The sequence below is a fragment of the Enhygromyxa salina genome, assembly GCF_000737335.2.
In the GTDB taxonomy this organism is placed as follows: Bacteria; Myxococcota_A; Polyangia; order Nannocystales; family Nannocystaceae; genus Plesiocystis; species Plesiocystis salina_C.
This window is the reverse complement of sequence record NZ_JMCC02000008.1, coordinates 102,339-121,964: the sequence shown is the minus strand read 5'-3', so window position 1 is coordinate 121,964 and position 19,626 is coordinate 102,339. Positions and strand designations below refer to the sequence as shown.

At 67.9% G+C, this 19,626-nt stretch carries 21 protein-coding genes and 1 pseudogene; 15 read left to right on the top strand and 7 right to left on the bottom strand.

Annotation, left to right across the window (positions count from 1 at the left end; genetic code table 11):
• The 5 genes and pseudogenes from DB30_RS04225 to DB30_RS04205 all read left to right on the top strand — a co-directional run.
• Positions 1-622: pseudogene (locus DB30_RS04225) on the top strand (FG-GAP-like repeat-containing protein); the annotation flags it as partial.
• A gap of 23 nt (positions 623-645) precedes the next feature.
• Positions 646-1,002 carry a hypothetical protein gene (locus DB30_RS04220; RefSeq protein WP_146658007.1) on the top strand — a complete coding sequence of 119 codons (357 nt, stop codon included), beginning with the start codon at positions 646-648 and terminating at the stop codon, positions 1,000-1,002.
• A gap of 384 nt (positions 1,003-1,386) precedes the next feature.
• A complete protein-coding gene (locus DB30_RS04215) occupies positions 1,387-1,632 on the top strand; it encodes a hypothetical protein (RefSeq protein WP_052546673.1) in 246 nt (81 codons plus the stop codon).
• Positions 1,632-2,012: a hypothetical protein gene (locus DB30_RS04210; RefSeq protein WP_146658006.1), complete on the top strand. Its 381-nt coding sequence runs from the start codon at positions 1,632-1,634 to the stop codon at positions 2,010-2,012. Before DB30_RS04215 ends, DB30_RS04210 begins: the two co-directional genes overlap by 1 nt.
• The gene (locus DB30_RS04205; protein ID WP_052546671.1) at positions 1,996-2,604 is read left to right on the top strand and encodes a hypothetical protein; all 609 of its coding nucleotides are present in this window, start codon (positions 1,996-1,998) and stop codon (positions 2,602-2,604) included. The genes DB30_RS04210 and DB30_RS04205 overlap by 17 nt, the downstream gene beginning before the upstream one ends.
• A gap of 35 nt (positions 2,605-2,639) precedes the next feature.
• Here the strand turns inward: DB30_RS04205 and DB30_RS04200 are convergent, their stop codons facing one another.
• Both DB30_RS04200 and DB30_RS04195 read right to left on the bottom strand, forming a co-directional pair.
• A complete protein-coding gene (locus DB30_RS04200; RefSeq protein ID WP_052546670.1) occupies positions 2,640-2,984 on the bottom strand; it encodes a hypothetical protein in 345 nt (114 codons plus the stop codon).
• A gap of 137 nt (positions 2,985-3,121) precedes the next feature.
• Positions 3,122-3,406 (bottom strand): hypothetical protein, encoded by a 285-nt coding sequence (locus tag DB30_RS04195; RefSeq protein WP_052546669.1) that lies wholly within the window; start codon positions 3,404-3,406, stop codon positions 3,122-3,124.
• 284 nt (positions 3,407-3,690) lie between these two features.
• Here DB30_RS04195 and DB30_RS04190 point away from each other — a divergent pair, with 284 nt between their 5' ends.
• A complete protein-coding gene (locus tag DB30_RS04190; RefSeq protein WP_052546668.1) occupies positions 3,691-4,164 on the top strand; it encodes a hypothetical protein in 474 nt (157 codons plus the stop codon).
• Here the strand turns inward: DB30_RS04190 and DB30_RS04185 are convergent.
• On the bottom strand, positions 4,095-5,495 hold the full coding sequence (locus tag DB30_RS04185; RefSeq protein ID WP_146658005.1) for a serine/threonine-protein kinase: 1,401 nt from the start codon (positions 5,493-5,495) through the stop codon (positions 4,095-4,097). The two genes, DB30_RS04190 and DB30_RS04185, sit on opposite strands and share 70 nt — an antisense overlap.
• Between DB30_RS04185 and DB30_RS04180 the strand changes: the two genes are divergently transcribed.
• From DB30_RS04180 to DB30_RS04160, 5 genes are all read left to right on the top strand, one after another.
• Positions 5,485-5,994, top strand: a complete 510-nt coding sequence (locus DB30_RS04180; RefSeq protein ID WP_165703616.1) for an RNA polymerase sigma factor — start codon at positions 5,485-5,487, stop codon at positions 5,992-5,994. The two genes, DB30_RS04185 and DB30_RS04180, sit on opposite strands and share 11 nt — an antisense overlap.
• 222 nt (positions 5,995-6,216) lie before the next feature.
• The gene (locus tag DB30_RS04175; RefSeq protein ID WP_052546665.1) at positions 6,217-6,480 is read left to right on the top strand and encodes a hypothetical protein; all 264 of its coding nucleotides are present in this window, start codon (positions 6,217-6,219) and stop codon (positions 6,478-6,480) included.
• Positions 6,481-6,792: 312 nt separating this feature from the next.
• Complete coding sequence (locus tag DB30_RS04170; RefSeq protein ID WP_153258216.1) at positions 6,793-6,948, top strand: hypothetical protein; 156 nt, start codon at positions 6,793-6,795, stop codon at positions 6,946-6,948.
• Between the two features lie 12 nt (positions 6,949-6,960).
• Positions 6,961-8,061, top strand: coding sequence for a hypothetical protein (locus DB30_RS04165; RefSeq protein ID WP_052546664.1), 1,101 nt, complete (start codon positions 6,961-6,963; stop codon positions 8,059-8,061).
• Entirely contained in the window at positions 8,058-8,513 is a 456-nt protein-coding gene (locus DB30_RS04160; protein ID WP_052546663.1) for a hypothetical protein, read from the top strand. The genes DB30_RS04165 and DB30_RS04160 overlap by 4 nt, the downstream gene beginning before the upstream one ends.
• A gap of 64 nt (positions 8,514-8,577) precedes the next feature.
• Here DB30_RS04160 and DB30_RS04155 read toward each other — a convergent pair whose 3' ends face one another.
• Positions 8,578-9,390, bottom strand: coding sequence for a DUF6261 family protein (locus DB30_RS04155; protein WP_146658003.1), 813 nt, complete (start codon positions 9,388-9,390; stop codon positions 8,578-8,580).
• A gap of 736 nt (positions 9,391-10,126) precedes the next feature.
• The gene (locus tag DB30_RS04150) at positions 10,127-10,390 is read right to left on the bottom strand and encodes a hypothetical protein (protein WP_052546660.1); all 264 of its coding nucleotides are present in this window, start codon (positions 10,388-10,390) and stop codon (positions 10,127-10,129) included.
• A 384-nt stretch (positions 10,391-10,774) separates the two neighbouring features.
• Here DB30_RS04150 and DB30_RS04145 point away from each other — a divergent pair, with 384 nt between their 5' ends.
• The 4 genes from DB30_RS04145 to DB30_RS04130 all read left to right on the top strand — a co-directional run bounded on the left by DB30_RS04145 (position 10,775) and on the right by DB30_RS04130 (position 17,560).
• On the top strand, positions 10,775-12,697 hold the full coding sequence (locus DB30_RS04145) for a hypothetical protein (protein ID WP_146658002.1): 1,923 nt from the start codon (positions 10,775-10,777) through the stop codon (positions 12,695-12,697).
• Positions 12,698-12,732: 35 nt separating this feature from the next.
• Entirely contained in the window at positions 12,733-14,718 is a 1,986-nt protein-coding gene (locus DB30_RS04140; RefSeq protein WP_052546658.1) for a hypothetical protein, read from the top strand.
• Positions 14,719-14,786: 68 nt separating this feature from the next.
• Positions 14,787-15,935: a hypothetical protein gene (locus DB30_RS04135; RefSeq protein ID WP_052546657.1), complete on the top strand. Its 1,149-nt coding sequence runs from the start codon at positions 14,787-14,789 to the stop codon at positions 15,933-15,935.
• Positions 15,920-17,560 carry a DUF5685 family protein gene (locus DB30_RS04130; RefSeq protein WP_052546656.1) on the top strand — a complete coding sequence of 547 codons (1,641 nt, stop codon included), beginning with the start codon at positions 15,920-15,922 and terminating at the stop codon, positions 17,558-17,560. The genes DB30_RS04135 and DB30_RS04130 overlap by 16 nt, the downstream gene beginning before the upstream one ends.
• 363 nt (positions 17,561-17,923) lie before the next feature.
• Here DB30_RS04130 and DB30_RS04125 read toward each other — a convergent pair whose 3' ends face one another.
• A complete protein-coding gene (locus DB30_RS04125) occupies positions 17,924-18,247 on the bottom strand; it encodes a tellurite resistance TerB family protein (RefSeq protein WP_052546655.1) in 324 nt (107 codons plus the stop codon).
• Between the two features lie 243 nt (positions 18,248-18,490).
• Positions 18,491-19,564: an AAA family ATPase gene (locus DB30_RS04120; RefSeq protein WP_052546654.1), complete on the bottom strand. Its 1,074-nt coding sequence runs from the start codon at positions 19,562-19,564 to the stop codon at positions 18,491-18,493.
• Positions 19,565-19,626: the final 62 nt, after the last annotated feature.

Here is a 19,626-nt window from a genome sequence, read left to right as displayed (position 1 = left end):
GGACACGGCGGACATTGTCTGGTTCGAGCCGCGCACCGCGACGACGGACACGTGGATCTTCAGGCCGATGGTTCCAGTCAAGAAGTCGGGGCCGAAGTCCGTGGCACAATTGGGTGTCGCTCCCGGTTCCGAGTACCTGCCTATCGTGGGCAACTTTGACGGGGATGGCCGGACGGACTTGTTTTGGTATGCGCCGGGGTCGGCGGCCGATTGGCTGTGGCTAGCAGACGGCAACCTGGCCGACATCCAGTTCATTAGCTACCTCTTTGCGGTCGATGGCGAGTATCACCCGATCGTCGGCGATTTTGACGGCGATGCAGACGACGACATCCTCTGGTATCGACCCGCGGCCGAGTTCGCCGGTGGAGTAAGTTGGATGTGGTACTTCGACGGCCCGGCCGTAGAGGTGCGCGCGTTGGAGGTCGCTGGGGACTACGTGCCCTACGCCGAGGATTTCGACGGCGATGGCTGCACGGACATCCTCTGGTACGATGCAGTCGCACCCGACAATCCGAGCCCAGTGTGGCGCTGCGTGCCGGAGGAAAGGACGTTTTCGTGCGAGGATCCGCTGCCGACACCCAAGGCCGCATACCCGGTCGGTCTCAACGCGAGGGGCTACTGATGCGGTCGTCCACTGCGCTCGTCGTGACCACTGTGCTATTGCTCGGCTGCGGTGTCCGCCAGGTCAGCGACGGCGACGGCGATGAAATTCCATCGGCGACGCCCGAGTGGGCGCCCTGCGTAATGGACGACGTCGACTGGCAAAACTGCGACGAGGTCTGCGCCGCCGAAGGCTTGGTGTGTGTGGCGAACGCGTGTCCCGCTGACCCCAAATACTGCAACCCCAAGCCGTGCGACATGGCCACCCAGGCGTTCGCCCTCGACGACGAAGCGCTCTGCGCCGACGCTTTGGCTGGCGGCTCCGTCGCCACTTCCTGCGAGGCTCCAATCGATTGGCTGTTCTCCAACACCCTGAGGTGCTGCTGTGCCGAACCTGACTGAGACATTCATCAGCTCGCGCGAGGACGTCTCGCCCGCACGCGGCGAGGATTGCGATGCTGGTGTGCTTGATTGCAAACATGACAACACCATAGGCAGCGCGGGGGCACGACCATCGGCGGTGGGCAGCATGTATGGCCGTTCGTCGCCCGATAGCGCCCCCAGTTTGCGCCAGACGTGAGGCCGGGGTGATCGAGCTGCGCGAGGAGCTGGCCCTCCCGCGTCGCCAGATCGCTGGCTTCGAGCCCGCTCGAGGTTCAGTTCAACAGCTATCTGTTTGCCGTCGATGGCGAGTATCACCCGATCGTCGGTGACTTCGACGGCGACGCGGATGACGACATCCTGTGGTACCGACCCGCAGCCGAGCTCGCCGGTGGACTGAGTTGGATGTGGTACTTCGACGGTCCGGCCGTCGAAGTGCGCGCGTTGGAGGTCGCTGGCGACTATGTGCCGTACGCCGAGGACTTCGACGGCGATGGCTGCACGGACATCCTCTGGTACGATGCAGTCGCACCCGACAATCCGAGCCCAGTGTGGCGCTGCGTGCCGGAGGAAAGGACGTTTTCATGCGAGGATCCGCTGCCGACACCCAAGGCCGCGTACCCGGTCGGTCTCAACGCAAGGGGCTACTGATGCGGTGGTCCACGGCGCTCGTTGTGGTCACTGCACTCATGGTCGGCTGCGGTGTCCGCCAGGCCAGCGACGGTGATGGCGATGAAGTTCCGTCGGCGACGCCCGAGTGGGCGCCCTGCGTCACGGACGACGTCGACTGGCAAAGCTGCGACGAGGTCTGCGCCGCCGAAGGCTTGGAGTGTGTGGCGAACGCGTGCCCCGCTGACCCCAAGTACTGCAACCCCAAGACCTGCGACATGGCGACCCAAGTGTTCGCGCTCGGCGGCACCGAACTCTGCGCCGACGCATACACGGGCGGCGCCGTCGCTACCACCTGCGACGCTCCAATCGATTGGCTGTTCTCCAACACGCTGAGGTGCTGCTGTGCCGAACCAGACTGAGACATTCATCAGCTCGCGCGAGGAAGTCTCGACCGCTCGCGGACGCCTTGACACGCGGGAGCGTTCGCCGGCCACCAAACTTCTCCTCGCCGCCCTGCTCGCCCTCACCACCGGTTGCGCGACGGAGCCCGTTGACGATCCGCCCGACCAAGAAGCCCCCGAGCCGATTGGCGACGAGCTGATCAGCCACTCTGGAACCTGGGCCTACTACACATGCGCGGCCTCGCATTTTTACCGGCAGGGACGGCATGTCCAACAGCTCTGCTTCTTCAGTGACGGGGTATTCTCCTTCGAGAACCGCGGCACCCTCACGCCCGAGGCGTCGGCAGCCCTCGATGTCGAGTTGGCAACCGCCGACTTCGACGACCGAACACCCGTCAACTACATGGGGTCCTGCGGAGCCCCTGACGCGGGCGGGACCGTGACCCTTTGGGCGGGCGAGCGCAGCATCGAGCTTGCGCTCTTTTGCCTGTTCGAGGGCATCGTCCCACTCTACGAAGCGATCACCGCGGTCCAAAACGAACTGTGGGGCTGTGGAGAGGGCTGGCCCGACAAGCTCGAGTCGATCGAGCCGGGGTGCCGATCGTACTGAGCGCTGGCCGCGAACACCCAGGCGCCCGCGGGGGCTTAATCAGCGCAAGTGACAACGCCGTCTTGGATCACGTAGACGCCGGGGCACGGGTGCTCACCGACGCACGCGACCGTGTCGCCCTGCCTCGTCCACCGCTCCGCGCAGTAGAGGACCCGCTCACACGCGTTGATCGACTCCACGCCGATGGCCATGCAGTCGGTACCCGTGAGGCTCTCGCGCTCGACGTGGGCGCAACAGAAGTGCTGGTCGTTGCCGCCCTCGGGGTGCTGCCTGTGGGCGGGCGTCGGGGCGGGCGTGGCCGGGGCCGGCTGCACGCAGGGCTGTGGGCCGGGCTGGGCGCAGCCGGCGAGGATGGCGAGCGTGAGTGTTGCGGCGCGCATGACATCGCTCAGTCGTGGCAGACCACGGTGCCGTTGTCCTTGCCCCACGAGTCCGCGCAGTAGAGGACGCTCAGATAGGTGTTGATCCGCTGCGCCGCGTGCCGGAGGACAAGACGTTCTCATGCTGGGAGTGATGATCACTTTCCGCACGCGGCCTTCCCATCGTGCAGCGTCCAAACGTCGCCACATGCGAGGATGGTCTGGCACAGCAAAATGTGTTCTTTGGGGAGGATCTTGCAACCCTCGCCGCTCGCGGTCTTGGGGTCGACCGTCTCACAGCAGAACAGCTGCTCCTTGGGGTCGTCGCCCGGCGGCCGGATGTCGGGCTCATCGGGCGCCGCGCTCTGAATGTTCTCAGCGTGGGCAGGGGTGACGCCGCACGTCGCGGCAAGGATGGCGAACAGGATCGTCTTGGTCAGCATGGGTCCAGGGTGGGCAGGGGGCGCGGCTGGTGAAACCACCCAGGCTCGGCATCTCTTGCGGCACCGGACGCCGCCGTGGTTAGTCCGAGCAGGCCACGATCCCGTCATATTGCAGCGCCACGTCCCCAACCGCGGCCATAGCTGGGCGAGCGGCGTGTCGGTGCGTCGCCGGATAACCCGCCCACGTAATCCTAGCCGGCGCTCGATCGGGCTCCTGCGTGGCCCCACCGCACGACGCCGAGCCTCACCGAGCCCCGGCGCAGATCAGAGTAAGCTCGGGCCCCATGCACCGGACCGTATTCACACTGCTCACGCTGGCCTTGATCGCCGTGCCACTGACCGCGGACGCCGAGTATCGCTACCTGTGTACGTCGGTGCCGGGGGCGTGCGAGTACACGCCTGCGAACGTGCCCAAGCTGCTCGCTGACGTCTGCTACAGCCCAAGCAACAACGCGATCAGGATGAAGGGCACTGCGCCGTGTTTAGTGGGTACCAAGGCGTTCACGGTTATCTACGGCGAGATCGTGAACCCTCAAACCGGGGAGGTCGCCGCCTATGCGCCGCTCGATGACGCGTGCGCGGCTGGGCTGTGTGCCGACTTCGCGCCACATGACAACCCGCAAGCGTACGGAATCTGCTGCGAGAACGGCGGCCCATGCTGGCCGGGGGCTGGCTGTGGCGGAGTGCTCTACTGGTGTAACGACGGGGTCTGCAACGAGGATGGCACCGTGACCTGCTTCAACGCAGACGAGTTGTAGATGGCGCTGCCGAGCGCGTAGCCCCGCTCGCGGGCGAAATCTTGGAGATCGACATCGCCAACACGTCGAGCATAGAAAGCCGCCAAGTGCCACGCGTCGGCTGCATCCGGATACAAGGCGACGCTTCGCTCGAACTCCAGCGCAACGTGCCCGCTGGTGATGGCCAGTCCGCGAGACGTCTCAACGCTCACGTTGATCGGCTTCGCCCACTCTAACCGCATCAACGCCGCATCCGCCCTGCCCTCGCGCGCCATCACCAGCGCGACCGACCCCAAGCAACTCACGTGCGCGTTGGCGACGAACTCGGACGAGGCCCCCCCGGCCGGCGACGGCATCAACTGCGTCATCACAGCCGCGACGAACACAGCCGGGACCGCAGCGAGCAGCAGATCCCGCCGCGTCCACCTGCGCGCGGGGGCGAGCTCGGCCAGAAGACCCGCCATGTCGGGATACCGATCCGCGGGCTCGAGCGACAGCCCGCGACGCAGCGCCTCTTCCACCCGCCAGCCCCCGCCTGGCGTCCCCACGATGTCTGCCCCAAACGCCAGGATCCGCTGTTCACAAGTCGTGGACCCGCTGCACGGCCACGGACTGACGCCGCTGAGCGCCTCCCACAGGGCGACACAAAACGAGAACTGATCAGACCGGTGGTCGCCGGGATACCCCAGCAGCCGCTCGGGTGGCGCATAGTCGATTGTGCCCACGAACACCCCGAGCTCCCGCGGGTCGGCTTCGAGCGTGTCGAGGTGCCGGGCGAGGCCAAAGTCAACGACGACAGCCTGCCCGAGCGGGCCGATGCGAACATTGCTGGGCTTGAAGTCCCGATGGACCAGCCCCCTCGCGTGGATCGCCGCGAGCCCGCGACCGGCCTCGACATACTTGGCGATCGTCTGCGCGGGCGACATGCCAGCACACGCGCGACGCAGCCCCGGCCCCTCCAATAGCTGCATCGCCAAGTACCGGTAATCGGGCCCAACCCCATGATCGAAGATCGTCACGACGTTGGCGTGATCGAGCTGCGCGAGGAGCTGGCCCTCGCGCGTCGCCAGATCGCTGCCTTCGAGCTCGAGCACCTTCAGCGCCACGCGCCGACGCAGCTGGCGATCCTCGGCCTCGTACACCGTCCCGTACCCGCCGGCCCCGATCTTGCGCTGCAGCTCGTAGCGCGCCGCCACCACGACCGGCTCCGCGTCGTCGTGCCGCTTGCCCAACAGCTGCGCCACCAAGAACGCGCGGTCGATCGAGCGGCCCTTCTCGACCTCCGACGTGCAGCCACCCTGTGATAGAGTCGACGCCGTGGAGCGAACCGACGCTGAACTGTTGGCACTCATTCTCGGGGGGGATCGTGAGGCGGAGAAGGTGTTCGTTGATCGACACCTGGACTGGGCCTCAGCTTACGCCAGGCGGTGCCACGCGGGCGATCTGAGCGAGGACGTCGCCCAAGAAGCGATCATGAAGCTGCTCGCACGGCCACCGTTTGATCCCCGGTACAGCTCGATCAGACCATATCTACGCGTGGTCATCCGAAAGAAGAGCCTGAGTGCTCGGTTCCGCAAGCGCCTCGAGCCCCTCTCTCGCGAGGCCCGCTTGGTGGACCCACGAACCAGCCCCAGCCAGGCCGTGGCCAGGGCCAAACAATTGAGCGCCGCCAACAAAGCCATCGCCCGCTTGCCAACACCGCAGCGCCTCGTCGTGCGGCGGCGCGCCGAAGGGCTGTCGTATGGTGAGATCGCCCGGCTCACCGGGCGCACGGAGGCGAGCGAGCGCGCGTTACATCAGCGGGCGCTCACCAAGCTTCGCCGACAGCTACGTCGATTCTTGCCGCCATGAACCGGTCCGTTCGGCTTGACCTGTCAACCGCCCTCAGTGCACTGAGGGCGGGCGGGCCCGGGGGAGTGCAGGCGAGCAAGAGGGCGAAGAGGGCGAAGACGGGGCCCGCGTGCGGACCGGCCGCACGTATGGCGCAAACTCGGCGCGTGGGCAGCAGGTGAACGGCGATACATGCAGACCGCAGCCCGTGGCCTCCGCGCTCGCGCGGCCTACGGTTCTGCCATGTACGCAATCAAGCTCACCATCATGGCAATCCTCGCCGCGTGTGGCATCACCACCAACCCGCCGGACGCGCCCGACGAGATCGAGCCCCCGGACGACGAACAGGTCGAGCAGCACTTCTGCTGCTCGTCCGTCGACCTCAAAAACATGACCGGCGAGAACTGCGTAGCGATCAACAAGGAGCAGATCAATACCTGCCTGAGCGTCCTCTACTGCGGAAACACGTGGGGCAAGGACAACGGCACCATCGCATGCCACGACTGAGGCCCGCGTCAGGACCAATCCCCAGACATCGGAGTCGACCGGATGACTTCGGCCCGCAACGTTCGCGCCGATACCTCTTAATCTTGACGCCCAATCGGGTGCGCTGATAGCGTGAAACAAATGCACATTGAGCACACATCCAAGCCGAGAAGCGGGACTCGCCGAAGGGCTATCCCGGCATACCTGGTCGCCGCGATCTTGTCGTTCAGCTTCGCTGCGTGCAGGGGCGGCGGCGGTTGCAACGAAGGCATACCGTGTGCAGAGTGTCCCCAGGGCGGTGGCGCGGTCAGGTGCTGTACGGGTCCGTTCGGCTTGAACTGTCAACCCAAGTGCGGCCCCGATGAGAACCTCGCCGCGATCCAGTGCACCGAGGGCGGCGGAACCTGGTCGCCCCTCGCGCTGTGTGCCCCGCCGCCGCTGGAAGGGACTGCGGGCGACGACGGCACAGGCGACGGCACGGGAAATTGAGATCGGACGGGCGTGACTCTTCAGACAAAGCCGACCCCGACCACATGTGCCGCGGCCGCGGCCGTGGTCTGCATCCTGGGGTGCGACGATCTACCGAAACTGCGGTATGAGACCGAGCACCTGCGGGTCGGGACAGCCTCGGGTGGCCTCCTGTGCCAGGGCAACCTCGACCACTACGAACATATGGTCACGGACCTCGAGGAGCTATTGGCGACCACTATCCCAAATCCGATCGACGTGTACCTCTGGGATAATTCGCAGCCCTTCGCCGAGTCAGAGTGGTGCCCTGAGGGAATCGACCTCGGCTGCTACCGTCGTGGGGCCGTCTACGCCGATTCCCTCTCGATTGAGCACGAGCTCGTGCACGCGGTAGTCGACACGTTCGCCGATCCCAAGCCGTTTTGGAGTGAGGGGGCCGCGGAGGCGCTCAAAGGCGATCGAACCATCCTCGGCAACACGGCCCCGGTCGACAATCTCGACCTCGATCCGCCCTGGCTACGCTACAGCACCGCAGGCCACTTTTCTCGCTGGTTACTCGAGACTCACGGACTCGAGCTCTATCGAGAGCTCCTGCGCGCACGCGGGAGCTCGCGCGAGGCGTTCGAGCAGACCTACGACATGACAATAGAAGAAGCGCAGGCGCTCTACTTCGCCGAGGCGCCCCACGCCTACGGAGCCTTCAATACCTGCGACCACCCCGACTTGCCTCAAACCGGCGACTTGCAATGGTCGGAGACAATCGAGATCGACTGCGCGGCCCCCGACGTGTGGGGTACTTCCCGGGGGATAGGAGCGTTTCGGGTGCTCACAATCACCGAGCGTGGCTTCTACGAGCTCACGACCACGGAGCAGGAGGGGGGGATCGCACCGTGCTTTGACGAGGATCTCGAGACGCCGGTCCTGGTTGGGGACCCGGCCTACGGCGACGTGCCTCCAGCCTCCGGGGGATTCCTGCTCGTCTTCACCGGCGACCGAGGCAAGTCAGTGCTCGACCTCGTGCCGGGTCGCTACGAACTATTTGTGGGACATGGGGGGCACGAGATCCAGACCGCCGAGCTCACGGTGCGGGCCGCCCCGGGACCGATCCCCCAGACACCGGAGCCGACGGAATGAGGCGCCGCCTGGCGACGCTGCTCATCCTCGCGTGCTGTGCCTGCGCGCCCGATGACGGGTACCCGCCGCTCCTCGATCAGGCCGGCGATCCATGCCGCTCCCCCTACCCCAGCTGTCTCGACGACGAAACGGTCCGCGAATGTGTCGACAACGTCTGGGTCGACCGCAGCTGCGAGGAGAGCTGCGCCGACCTCGGCCCCGCGATGTTGTCCATGGGCTGCGTCGTAGATGGCCCGCTCGAGAGTTGTGCGTGCGTGCCCGAGCCGGGCGCCTGCGCACCAGCGACGACGGCCTGCGAGTCCGACACCGAGCTTGGCTATTGCGACACCGGCCAAGTCTGGGTTGTGTATGACTGCGATAGCTTGTGCGCGTCGAGCTTGGCGACCCCGATCTCGACCGGGTGCATGGCCGACGAAGATGGCGTCGCGGCCTGTTGGTGCGTCGCCGGGTAGCTCTCGACGACGCGGACCCTGCGTCCACGCGCTGGCGGTCAGGGCCCGTGTCGCGTGGTGACCTTCAACCCTCGTTGTTGGGGTTGGCGTCAATCTGCAGTTCGGCTGGTGGCTCCGGCTCTGCCTCGGCTTGAACGTCGGCCCCGTCTTGGTCTTCGTCTTCGAGCGGTTCGCCGGAGTCTGGGTTGATGTCGACCGGTCGTCGCCGCTGCCGACGGTATGCCTGGATCTGTTCGTTCTGGGCCCAGATCGGCTGCATCATGGCGCTGCGTTGGTCGGGATCGTCGATGAAGCTCGCGAGGATCTGCACGACAACCTTCAGATAGAGATCCTGGCCGATCTCGCGCGCAGCTTTGACGTCGTCCCAGCTCGGCGCGGTCTGGGCGTCGCGGAACCGGAGCGCCGCCGCGAACTCCTCATGTTTCGCGCGCAGCTGCTTGGTCAACGGGGTGATGCCGTGCGCGTCCAACCACGCTTTGTGGGTGGGCCCCTCGAGCACCGACAGCACTCGCTCGTTGGCCGCGGACTGCTCGACGAACGGCAATTGGGTGTGGTGGGAGACGCTAACTGGAAACAGGGTCGCCAGGATCGATGCAGCGGTCGAGGGCTCGACCTCGGATTGCGCATAGTGTGATAGTAGAGCGGCGAGAGTCACGAGCGTGTTGTCGACGGCCTGATCCTTGTCGCGCACCGGCGGCGCTTTCGTGGTCCTGGCGCGGCGGCGCGCCGCGTCCATCTCGAGCGCGTTGCGATCATGGGCTATGGCGACGTCGATCGACTCGACCAACTCGGGCAGGTTTGCAGCCTCGGCGAGCTTGCGGACGCCCCCAAGTGCATAGATTCGGCGGCCCGGTGTGGCGATGTAAAGAGCGAACAATGAACTGAGAGATAGCAGCATTACGAACGCTTCTACCGAGCGAGGCCCAGGATGACAAACGCGAGACGACCTGGGTCGAAACGGGACAAGGGCAGCTGGATTGCTAGGCGATCGGCGTGCTCGGAGCGTGCGGGGCAAATGTCAACATTGTCGACTCGCTCGCCGGCCGGAGTGTGGGCAATTTCGCCGTGGTCGCTCGACACGGACGGTGGGTGTGGGGCAAAAATCGCCACGGTCGAGTCACTCGCGGGGCGGCTGGCGAGCGCGAGTCAGCCCGGTCGGGTGGCGTCGAGGACGGGTCGGGGGCGGAATTCGACGTGGTCGTGTTGCTCGATCATCGCGGCGAGGGCGGTTTTGTCGGTGGTCGAGCGGCCTCGGCGCTGGCCCAGGGGCGTTTTTTGGGGCGGTCGCGTCGGTCCAGCGTTGGGTCGGAGGTGATCTGAGGGGGGTCGCGTCGCGGACGGGTCGGGTCCTGGGGGGTTTGGGGGGTGGTCGACCCCCTCCGGTGCTGGGCCAGGGGCATTTTTGGGGGTGGTCGCGTTGCTCCCGCGTTGGGTCGGAGGTGATCTGAGGGGGGATCGCGTCGCGGACGGGTCGGGTCCTGGGGGGCTGGGGGGGTGGTCGACCCCCTCCGGTGCTGGGCCAGGGGCGCTCTCGGGGTGGTCGGTCCATCCCCGCGTGTGCGGGGGAGCCGCGATCGGGTCCATCCCGCGTGTGCGGGGGAGCCGACGGGGCACTAGTTTAGGCATTTCACGTCGCCGTCGCTGTTCTTCGTCCAGTTGCTAGCGCAGTACAAGATCTCAGCACAGGTGTTGATGTTCTCTTTGTTGATGGCGACGCAACCTTGCCCGCTGCCGTGCCCCGTGCTGTTGACGCTGTTGCAGCAGAAGTGTTGGTCAATCTGTGGCGGGTCGGGCGGCTCGCGATCGTCAGGCGCGGGCGCGTTGGAGTGGGTGCCGCAGGCGGCGAGAAGGATGACAAACATGGTTTTCGTGAACATGCCCTCAACGTAGGCCCTCAACGTAAGCCCGCAGCTTGCTTTTGCCCCCGTGCGCAAGCAACTTCTGCAGCTCTCGCTCCCCCGCACACGCGGGGATGGACCCGGCGAGCTCGCCGCTGGGACTCGGCCGCCACCGGCCGACGCCGTGAGGGGTCCATCCCCGCGTGTGCGGGGGAGCCAGGCTGTACAGCGTTGGAACTGGAAACCTGGACGGTCCATCCCCGCGTGTGCGGGGGAGCCCAGGCGTCACGGGGTGGCCACTTCCGGGGTGGGGTTCATCCCCGCGTGTACGGGGGAGCCGTGGAGCGCTGGCAAGCATCCCCCCACACGCGGTCGTACGCACAGCCCTGAGCTGCAACCACCGCAGTGGTACAAGTGCCAACGATGGCCGGAGCGGTGGACGAACGACTGACACCCGCAACCCGCAACTACGTGATATTCGGATTGCTGCTAGTGGTCGCGCTCGCGCTCGCAGCCCGAGATCGCTTTGGCCCCCACCGCGGCCGCGGCGAGTCTGACAGCGCGCTGCGTTTGATGCTCGTCGACGCCTCGGTCGCGACCGCGGCGGCGCTCGAGGAGGTCGACGGGTTCTCGGTCACGCGGATCGGCCGGGCCAACGCGATCGCGCTCGGTCGCGACCTCCTCGATGAAGACACGCCCGCCTATCTCGCGGCGATCACCTACGCCGACCAGCAGGGCTACGGCTTCATCGCGCTCCCGCTCGGTGACCTCGATCCTGGCGACGAAGCCTGGGCGCTGGATCTCGACGATCCGGGGATCGACGCGCTGCCCCCAGCCGGAGTCCACTTCGCCGTGTTCAGCGTGGGCGACCTCGCCCCACAGGGTCCGCGCATGCGCTTCGCCGAGATCGCGGAGCTCGACTACGAAGGCTCGGGCGCGCAGATCGAGAGCCTGCGCCTGGCGCTCTACGAGCACCCCGACTTGCAGGCGCTGTGGCAGACCGAGGGCCACGGCGCGCAGCTGCAGGCGCGCCAAGTGTTGACCAACCGCGGCTTGCTCGAGCGCCGCCGGGCGTACATGGAGGACCAACTACGCTGGCGCGAGCTGCCGCAGCTGTGGCCTGCACCGGGCGTGGTCCCGGGCAGCCTCGCGGGCGCGTGGGAGCAGGTCCGGGCCGCGCCGATCCGCGGCGGTGTCCTGGTTGAAGCCCGCGCCGCGCGGCCGCGCGTCGGCGAGTCCCGGCGCGCCTCCCTGGTGCTCGCAGACTCGGTCTCGCTGTGGTTCGTGCCGTTCGCGGCGCTGACTGATGACCAGCCCGACCCGTCGCGCACACGCTCGCGCTGTGTGGGCCTGCCCGGCTCGCTCAGCGCCGACAGCAGCGAGATCTCGGTCGCGCCAGACGGCGCCTCGCTGGTCCTGCGCGAGACGCCAAGCAGCCCCACGCAGCTGTTCGTGTTTGACGAGCAGGCCGCGCTCGAGGGCCACTGCCTGGCCCAGGCTCGCGCGACCTTGCCCGCCAGGGAGCGGGCGATCGGCCGACCCAACACCGCGCGGCGGATGGCGTGGCACGACGGCGATGATTGGCTGCACTGGTTCGAGCCAGGCTCGCAACCGCGCGAGCGCGTCGATCAGATCGCCGCGTTCTCGGGTCCGTGGTGGGTCGATGACACGCTGCTGGCGATGGTCGCCGCCCGGCCGATCGGGGGGCCCGAGCAGGGACTCGAGCAGGGATTCGAGCAGATCGTGACCTTGCTGAACACTGACCCGCGAACGCAGGGGGACGAGGGCCACTTCCCGCGGCTGGAGCTTGGCGCGAACGAGCTGTTTCCCGCGCTCGATCCCGACTCGGGGGCCGCCGCGCTCCTCGATCTCCGCCCCGCAGGCGCGCACGAGCTGCTGTTGCTGACCGAGCGCTGTGAATCCGAGGCCTCCGCGCGCGACCAACCGTGTCTGCACCGGCTGCGCAGCAGCGCGCCGCTGGTCGAGCTGGCGAACGGGTCCGCCGGCCGGGCTCAGTCAGGCCAGCCCGCGTTCAGCGTCGAGACCCTTGGCCCGATCGGACCCTACGTGGCGATGGCGATCGCGGCGGACGGCAGCCGGGCGGTCTGGATCGCCGCCGAGGCCGACGGTGAGACCCGGTTGCTGAGCGCCGACCTACACGGCGCGCCCCTCGAGCCTCGACGCATCGACGACGACCCCTTGAATGACGCGACGCCTCGGATCAGCGCGGATGGTCGGATCGTCCTGAGCGAGGTGTCGGTGCCCCTCGACGAGCTGGGCTCGGTGTCGATCGCTCGCGCGTTCGTGGTTCCGAGTACCGCGCCGCCAGCCAGCACGAACCGGTAGGTTTTCGAGGGCGTGCGTGCCACCATGGGCAGCGCATGGCTGCCGTGATCGATCCCGCGGACTCGCTCGTCGCTCGGACCAAGACCTCGCCGCTCGTGAGCGTGGGCGCGGTCGTGGCCGTCGTCGGGGTTGCGAGCGCGGCGTGGTTCATGTTTGGCCGCGGCAAGGGCGAGGCCGAGGATCCGGCGCGGGTGCTGATCGTGGGGCCAACGCCCGAGCTCGCGGGGTTTCTCGAGCGCGAGGGCTTTGACGTCAATCACCTCAGCGTCGGCGAGGCGATCGGCCAGGGCCAGAAATTTGACGCGAGCCTGAACGATCTAGAGGCGATGGTGGAGTACGCCGATCAACACGGGATCGGCTACCTCGCGCTCAACATGGCCCATGGCGAGCAGTATGACCTTGCCAGCGTCAACCCCGACGCCGGGCCAATCCCGCTGGGCACGACCTTCGCTGTGGTCGCCGTTGGCGATCTTGGCAACACCGTCAGCTATGGCGGCGTGGTCCCGGAGGTCAACTACGACAAGCCGGCCGGCGAACAAGTCGGGCTGCTGCTCGCGCTGTTTGGCCAGCCCGAGATCGCCAAGGCCCGTGACCTTCAGGCCGACAACGATCTCATGATCCGGTTCGGATCCGCCGGAACGGTCGAGGACGTGGTCGAGTACGAGAAGGCTCTAGAGACCATGCGGCGGCAGGTCGCCGCGTGGACCGAGCTCGCCGAGGCAGAAAAGGGCGAGCAACCGCCGCGCGAGATCGCTGGCGCCTACGAGCAGCTGCGTGGCTGGCCGCTGGCCAATGGCGCGGTGTTGCTCGCAAGCGGCCGCGGGGGCTGGCGCAGCAAGACCGGCCGCGAGAGCGCGTGGGAGAGCGCCGAGCTCTCGCCCAGCTTCGACGCCGCGCTCGCGGTCGTGGCCGTTGACGCGCTCGACCAGCGCCTCGCCTGCACCGGGCTGCCCGACACCGTCACGATCCCGGCGGGCATGGCCGTCGCGCCAGCCGGCGACGCCCTGTTGATCCCCACCGATCGCTGGGTCGCAGATCTGTGGGTGCTGTCTGGGCCCGCGTGCGGGTTCGAGAAGCGCGATCAGATCCGTCGGCTCGGGCGCGGCGAGCTTGGGGTCCCGCGCGCGAGCGGCCGCACGGCCCAAGCCTTGGATGGCCACCTGATGTGGGCCGACGCAAAAATGCGGGCGTATCGGCAGGTCCGCATCGACGGCGTCGAGCTGCGCGAGCACGAGCTGCGCTGGGCCAACGACGAGATCGTGGTCGTGCCCGCTTCGCTCAATTACGCAGACGCAGCCGGGGCCCGATCCCAGCGCTTGGCGGCCGCGGCCGCGCGCGAGGGCGGCCCCACGCTCGACAGCGACCCGGCCTCGCCTGGCGATCTCGCCGCGCTCCCGCCCAACGGCGACGCCTTGGTGTTCGTGCGGATCCCTGCCCCCAACCAAGACAACGAGCTGCAGACCCTGGTCGTGCCAGTTGGGCGCTTGCTCCCAAGCGCAGACGCTTCGTCGCTGGCGATCCGCGAGGTATTTGCGCTGCCGTCGACCAACCCGCAGCTGTCCGCGATCGCGGTGGTCGACACCCCCGAGGCCGCGCGCCTGGTCAGGCTCACGGTCACGGCCAATGACCCGTCGTGGCAAGACGCGCTGACCGACAGCTACGATCTCGCCGCCGCGACCCAGATCGACGCGAGCACGGTCCAGGCCCAGGTGGTAGCGGGCGAGCTCCCCCGCAAGGTCCATGAGCTAGCGATCTCGCCAACGGGTAGCCACGCGGCCTGGTCGGCGCCGGTCGGTGAGGTCAACCCCGACAAACCCCTCGCCCACTTCGAGATCATGTTGCTCGCGCTGGGTCTGAACACGCCGGCGCCGGTGGTGCGGATGACGGACAACGATCGCGGTGATCTGCGGCCGCGCTTTGCTGGGCCAGATGGCGAGCTGTTGATCTTCGACAGCGCCTACGCTGGGGCGTCGACGCTGCCCGAGCTCGAAGCCGTGCGGGCGCTGCCTGTCCCGCGCTGACGGACAGCTTGGCTGGCTGGCCGAGCGCGCCCCGACGCTCCCGCGTGGGGCCGCGATATGCTTGGCGCATGGGCTCCCCTGCGACGCAACTCGATCGTGCGCTGCTGCTCACCGCGGCGCATCACCTGCGGCCGATCGCAGGCCTGATCGCCGCCGCCGATCCAGACGCCAGCGTCAGCCCCCGCAGCCGCATGCTGTGTGCCGGCCTCGCCTGCCTCGCGCGTGCTTGTTACGCCGCGCTCGGCGGCCAGCTGCACGCCGAGGCCGTCGGCGAGGCCGCGGCGATGCTCTCGCTGCTCACGAAGATCGACGACCAAGTGATCGACGCGCTCGAGTTTCACGGCGGACCGCTGGCGCGCGACCGCGATCCGATCGCGCTCGACCGCCGGACCCGGGCCTACTTGGCGCCCACGCTGGCCTCCCTGCGAGCCGCGGCGCCGGCCACCGCCGAGCCCCGCTGTGCGCTCGCGGCCGCGCTCGGCCAACGCCTGCGCGCGCTGGCGTGCTCGCGCGAGCGCCTCGATCACCTGCTCGACACGATCGCGCTCGGCTGGGAGGTCCAGGTTCGCGCCGTTCGCTTGCTGTCTAGCGATCCAACCCGGGTCGACCCGGCCGCGATCGAGGCCGTGACCGCCGACATCAGCGGCGCGTGGCTGCTCATGGTCACGATGATCGGCGGCCTCCCCGAAGACGCGGCGCGCCCCGTCAATGCCCGCGAGGCTGCTGCGTTCTATCGTTGGGGCCTGCACATTCAGAGCGCCGACGCGCTCGCGGATCTCCACAAAGACACCGCCGACGGCCTGGTCGCTAGTCGGCCTGGCGTGCGGCTGGCGAGCGTCGAGCCCAGGCTGTGGCGAGGCGCGCTCGTGGACGCCGAGCTTGGCCCGCTGTACCGGGGCGTGTGCGCGGCCGGGATCGATCTGGCCATGCTGCCCGGCGCGGGCGAGCTCGACGGCCTCACGGACGCGCTCGCACAGCTGGGCATGGTCCCGACTTGGTTGCGCTGGATCCACGGGTTCCTGGCGTGGCGCTGGCTGATGCACCCCGCGTGTCCGCGCGAGCTCGACGAGGCGCAGCTCGACGCGTTGTTTCCCGACCGCCTGGGCCGCGAGCTGGGTCGCGGCTGGGCTGGCGGCTGGGCGCGCTGGCAACGGGCGATGACCTTGGCGGACCAGGACACCAAACAACCGGAGATCGCGGCATGTTCGGGACGCTGAGGCCCAGCCGCGCCGCGTTGAACTGCGCTGGACGCAGCGACTGGCAGCACTTTTACTGCGGGACCTGCCAGAGCATCGGCGACCAGTTTGGCTTGGGCTACCGCGCGCTGCTCAGCCACGACGCCGTGTTTCTCGGGTTGCTCGTCGACGGCCTGCAGCAGGTCGAGGCGGCCCCCGATCGGACCCGCTGTCCGATGCTGCCGGTCGTGCACCGGCCAACCGTGAGCCCCGACTCGGTCGCGATGCGCTACGCGGCCGCGATCCAGCTGTTGCTCGCGGATCAGTGGCTGGCGGATCGAGCGATCGATGGCCGCAGCTTCGCCCGGATCGCCCGCCCGCTGCTGGACAGGCCAGCCACCCGCGCGCGCGAGACCCTGGCTGCGCTCGGCTCCGATCTCGCCGACCTGATCGGCGTCGAGCACCGCCAGGCCGCGACCGAGCGGATCGGCGTGACCGATCCCGAGCAGGCCGCCGAGCCGACCGCAGCCGCGCTCGAGCTGGTGTTCGAGCGCATCGTCGCGCTGCCCGGATCCGTGACCAGCTCCGTGACCGGCTCCAGCGGCCAAGCGGCCAGCAGCGCCGCGCTGGTCCGCTGCGATCTCGACCCGCGGGCGCTGCTGGCCAAGCTCGGTCGCGGCGTCGGCACCCTGATCTACCTGATCGACGCCCTCGAGGATCTCCAACAAGACCAGCGCGCCGGCGACTTCAACCCCTGCTTGGTCCACGACTACCGCGGCCGCCCGCAGCCCGACCGCGCCCGGATCCGCGACGCCACCCGAGCGCTCGAGCGCGCCCGCGCCAACGTGACCGCGGCCCTCAACGCCCTGCCGCTGGTCCGCCACCGCCCCGTGCTCGTCAACATCCTGGTCACCCAGCTCGGCGCGCGAGCCCAGCTCGCAGCCGCCAGCGCCCAGCAGTTGCTGGCCACCTCGGGCCAGCGACCCCGCCCGATTCAGACCCACGCCGTCGCCCGCTTCGCCCAAGCGATCGCCGCCCTCGTGATCGCCACCTTCACCACGACGTGGTCACGCCTGGTCCAAGCCGCGACCACCGGCAGCACCGACACCGACGGAACAGAGACGGACGGCACAGACACGGGCGGCACAGACACGGGCGGCACCGAGACCGGCGGCACCGAGACTGGCGAGCCCCTCGACATCCCCCCCGATCTCCCCGACGCCACCACCGGCCTCGAGCCAACGGGAGAAGGCGGCGGCCTCGGCTGCAACTGCTTGGGCGAGCTGATCCAAGCGCTCTGCGGCGGTATCGGCGACGCATGCTCCGGCTGCGGCGACTCCCTGGGAGCCTGCGGCGGCTGCTTCAACGGCTGCACGGGGTTCTGCAGCGGATGCGGCCAAGACTGCGGCGGAGCCTGCTCGAGCTTGGGATCCGGCTGCGGCCAGTGCAATGAGGGCTGCGAAGGCTGCAACGGCTGCGGCAACGCATGCTCCGACTGCGGCGGCGCCTGCAACGGCTGCGGCAATGCCTGCAACGGCTGCAACGGCTGCAACGGCTGCGGAAACGCATGCAACGGCTGCGGCAACGGGTGCAGCGGCTGTGGCAACTGCGGCAACGGCTGCGGAGGTGGTGGATGCGGAGGAGGAGGCGGCGGCTGCAACTGCTAGCCAGCCTCCTCCGTTTGTTTCTTGCCGCCAGCGGGGCGGCACTCCATTTGTTTCTTGCCGCCGCGGGGGGGCGCCTCCGTTGGGGCCACACGAGGCTGCTGCCCCGCAGGCGGCAAGAACCCAGTGGAGCGCCGCCCCAATGGCAGCAAGAACCCAGTGGAACGCCGCCCCAATGGCAGCAAGAACCCAGTGGAGCGCCGCCCCAATAGCGGCAAGAAACAGATGGAGCGCCGCCCCGCCGGCCGTTAGCGCCCAGACGAGAGCCCCCTTCTAGGGGGCCAATCACACCCCCGCCAACAAATTGCCAACGGGAGCGAGCGAAGCGAGTGACCCGAAGTGCGAAACCCTCCGGGGGGGTCAAAGCTAAACCAGCAGCTGTTCGAACAGCGCCAGCGTCTCTGCCTCTTGCGGATCGATCCGATCATCCGCCGCGACCAGCCGCCGCACCGCGTCGAGGAACAGCTCACGATGCTCGCGCGGCACGTCGGTGGGGTCGACCTCTTCGGGTGGTGGCGGATGCTTCAGCCAGCCTTCGATCTGTTTGCGATCGTCCTGAAGGTTGAGGGTCTCGATCATCGAGCCAACAAAGTCGCGCTCCTCGTCCTGGACCTCGAGGTCAGCCCAGGCGAACGAGCAAACGAACTTCATGAGGCGCAGGCGATCCTCGCGGGGGAGCGAAGCAGGCATGAACGGACCCTACCCGAAAACCAACCCGCCCGTGCAGCAGAGTTCGCCGGAACCACCGGTTCTTGGGCCCCTCTGGGGTCTAGAGCGCCAATCAGTTTGAATTCACGACGCCAGGCACATCTGGGACCGCCCCTGCCGTTGTCGGTCGGCGCTCGCAGTATGCCGGATACAGCTTCGGCCTCCCTCCTAGGCAGGAACGGCCCCAGACGCACCTGACGCCGCGACTCCAAACTGATCGGCGCTCTAGACCCTTGTGCGTACGGTCTTGTGGCTGGGCGCGTTCATGACCCCATCGGCGAGATCCAGCCCGCGCAAGCCCCGGGGCAGGCGCTGGGCCGCGGCCAGGTAGTCCGGGTGGTCCGCCAGCGCTGACACTCGGGTCCCTTCGCTGGCAGAGCGGGTCACCAGCGTGACTTCGTGCGGGCTGAGCTCCGCGACCACCAAGGGGCTGCGCGTGGAGATCAACACCTGCACGGGCTGCTCGGGGTCGACCGTCAGCTCACGCAGGATCTGCATGACCAAGCTGATCAGCGCGGGACTGAGCCCGGCCTCGGGCTCCTCGACCAACAGCACCCGCGGCCGCTCCGAGTAGCGCAGCGACTCCCACGCGAGCATGCGCAGCAGCCCAACCCCCACGTGCTTGGCGGGGATCCGCTGGCCGTCGAGGCTGCGCACGAACAGGTTCTTGGTGACCTGTGAGACGGTCGTGACCTCGATGCCACCGACCCAAGGGAACAGGCTGCGGATCCGCTGGGTGATCACATCAAAGGCATCGTCACCGCGCGCCATGATCCGATCGTAGACCCCCGCCAGCCCGTGGCCCTCTTCCTCGAGCATGACGGGCATGTACTCGGTGATCAGCGGGCTGTCGCGATGCAGCGCGGCGTTTTGCAAGTGCACGAAGCGGCAGCGCAGCTGCTCGCGGATCTGGTTGGCGAAGTCGATCGCGGCCGGCGGCTCGTCGGACGCCCAGCGAAAGTCGGGCGTGACGTGGCGATAGCCCAGCCACTCACCTTGCATCGACTCGCGCACGTAGGTCTCGAGGGTCTGCGAGCGCGGGGCAAACCCAACGTTGAAGCCCAGGCTGCCGGCAAACTCCACGGTCAGCGTGATCGTGTTGCGAGCCTTGAGTGGGATCAGCGGCGGCGCTTCGTCGCGGTGATCTTCCACTCGCATGAACCGCGACAAGGTGTCGATGGCCTTGAGCACCGTCGACTTGCCAACGTCGCTGGGCCCAACAAAGGCGTGCAGCGGCGTCGGCTTGACCTCGACGTGGCGAATGCAGCCGTAGTTCTCGATCTCGAGGCGCTTAATCAAGCTGAGCTCCCTACGCGAAGTGTCGCCGGTTCCCGCGGTCGCGTCCAGGACAAGCCCTCGCC

Bases quoted from the DNA above. Each gene is read 5' to 3' on its own strand.
- DB30_RS04215 (WP_052546673.1), top strand. From the start codon at position 1,387: ATGTGGTACTTCGACGGTCCGGCCGTCGAAGTGCGCGCGTTGGAGGTC.
- DB30_RS04210 (WP_146658006.1), top strand. From the start codon at position 1,632: ATGCGGTGGTCCACGGCGCTCGTTGTGGTCACTGCACTCATGGTCGGC.
- DB30_RS04200 (WP_052546670.1), bottom strand. From the start codon at position 2,984: ATGCGCGCCGCAACACTCACGCTCGCCATCCTCGCCGGCTGCGCCCAG.
- DB30_RS04195 (WP_052546669.1), bottom strand. From the start codon at position 3,406: ATGCTGACCAAGACGATCCTGTTCGCCATCCTTGCCGCGACGTGCGGC.
- DB30_RS04190 (WP_052546668.1), top strand. From the start codon at position 3,691: ATGCACCGGACCGTATTCACACTGCTCACGCTGGCCTTGATCGCCGTG.
- DB30_RS04185 (WP_146658005.1), bottom strand. From the start codon at position 5,495: ATGAGTGCCAACAGTTCAGCGTCGGTTCGCTCCACGGCGTCGACTCTA.
- DB30_RS04175 (WP_052546665.1), top strand. From the start codon at position 6,217: ATGTACGCAATCAAGCTCACCATCATGGCAATCCTCGCCGCGTGTGGC.
- DB30_RS04160 (WP_052546663.1), top strand. From the start codon at position 8,058: ATGAGGCGCCGCCTGGCGACGCTGCTCATCCTCGCGTGCTGTGCCTGC.
- DB30_RS04150 (WP_052546660.1), bottom strand. From the start codon at position 10,390: ATGTTCACGAAAACCATGTTTGTCATCCTTCTCGCCGCCTGCGGCACC.
- DB30_RS04145 (WP_146658002.1), top strand. From the start codon at position 10,775: ATGGCCGGAGCGGTGGACGAACGACTGACACCCGCAACCCGCAACTAC.
- DB30_RS04140 (WP_052546658.1), top strand. From the start codon at position 12,733: ATGGCTGCCGTGATCGATCCCGCGGACTCGCTCGTCGCTCGGACCAAG.
- DB30_RS04135 (WP_052546657.1), top strand. From the start codon at position 14,787: ATGGGCTCCCCTGCGACGCAACTCGATCGTGCGCTGCTGCTCACCGCG.
- DB30_RS04130 (WP_052546656.1), top strand. From the start codon at position 15,920: ATGTTCGGGACGCTGAGGCCCAGCCGCGCCGCGTTGAACTGCGCTGGA.
- DB30_RS04125 (WP_052546655.1), bottom strand. From the start codon at position 18,247: ATGCCTGCTTCGCTCCCCCGCGAGGATCGCCTGCGCCTCATGAAGTTC.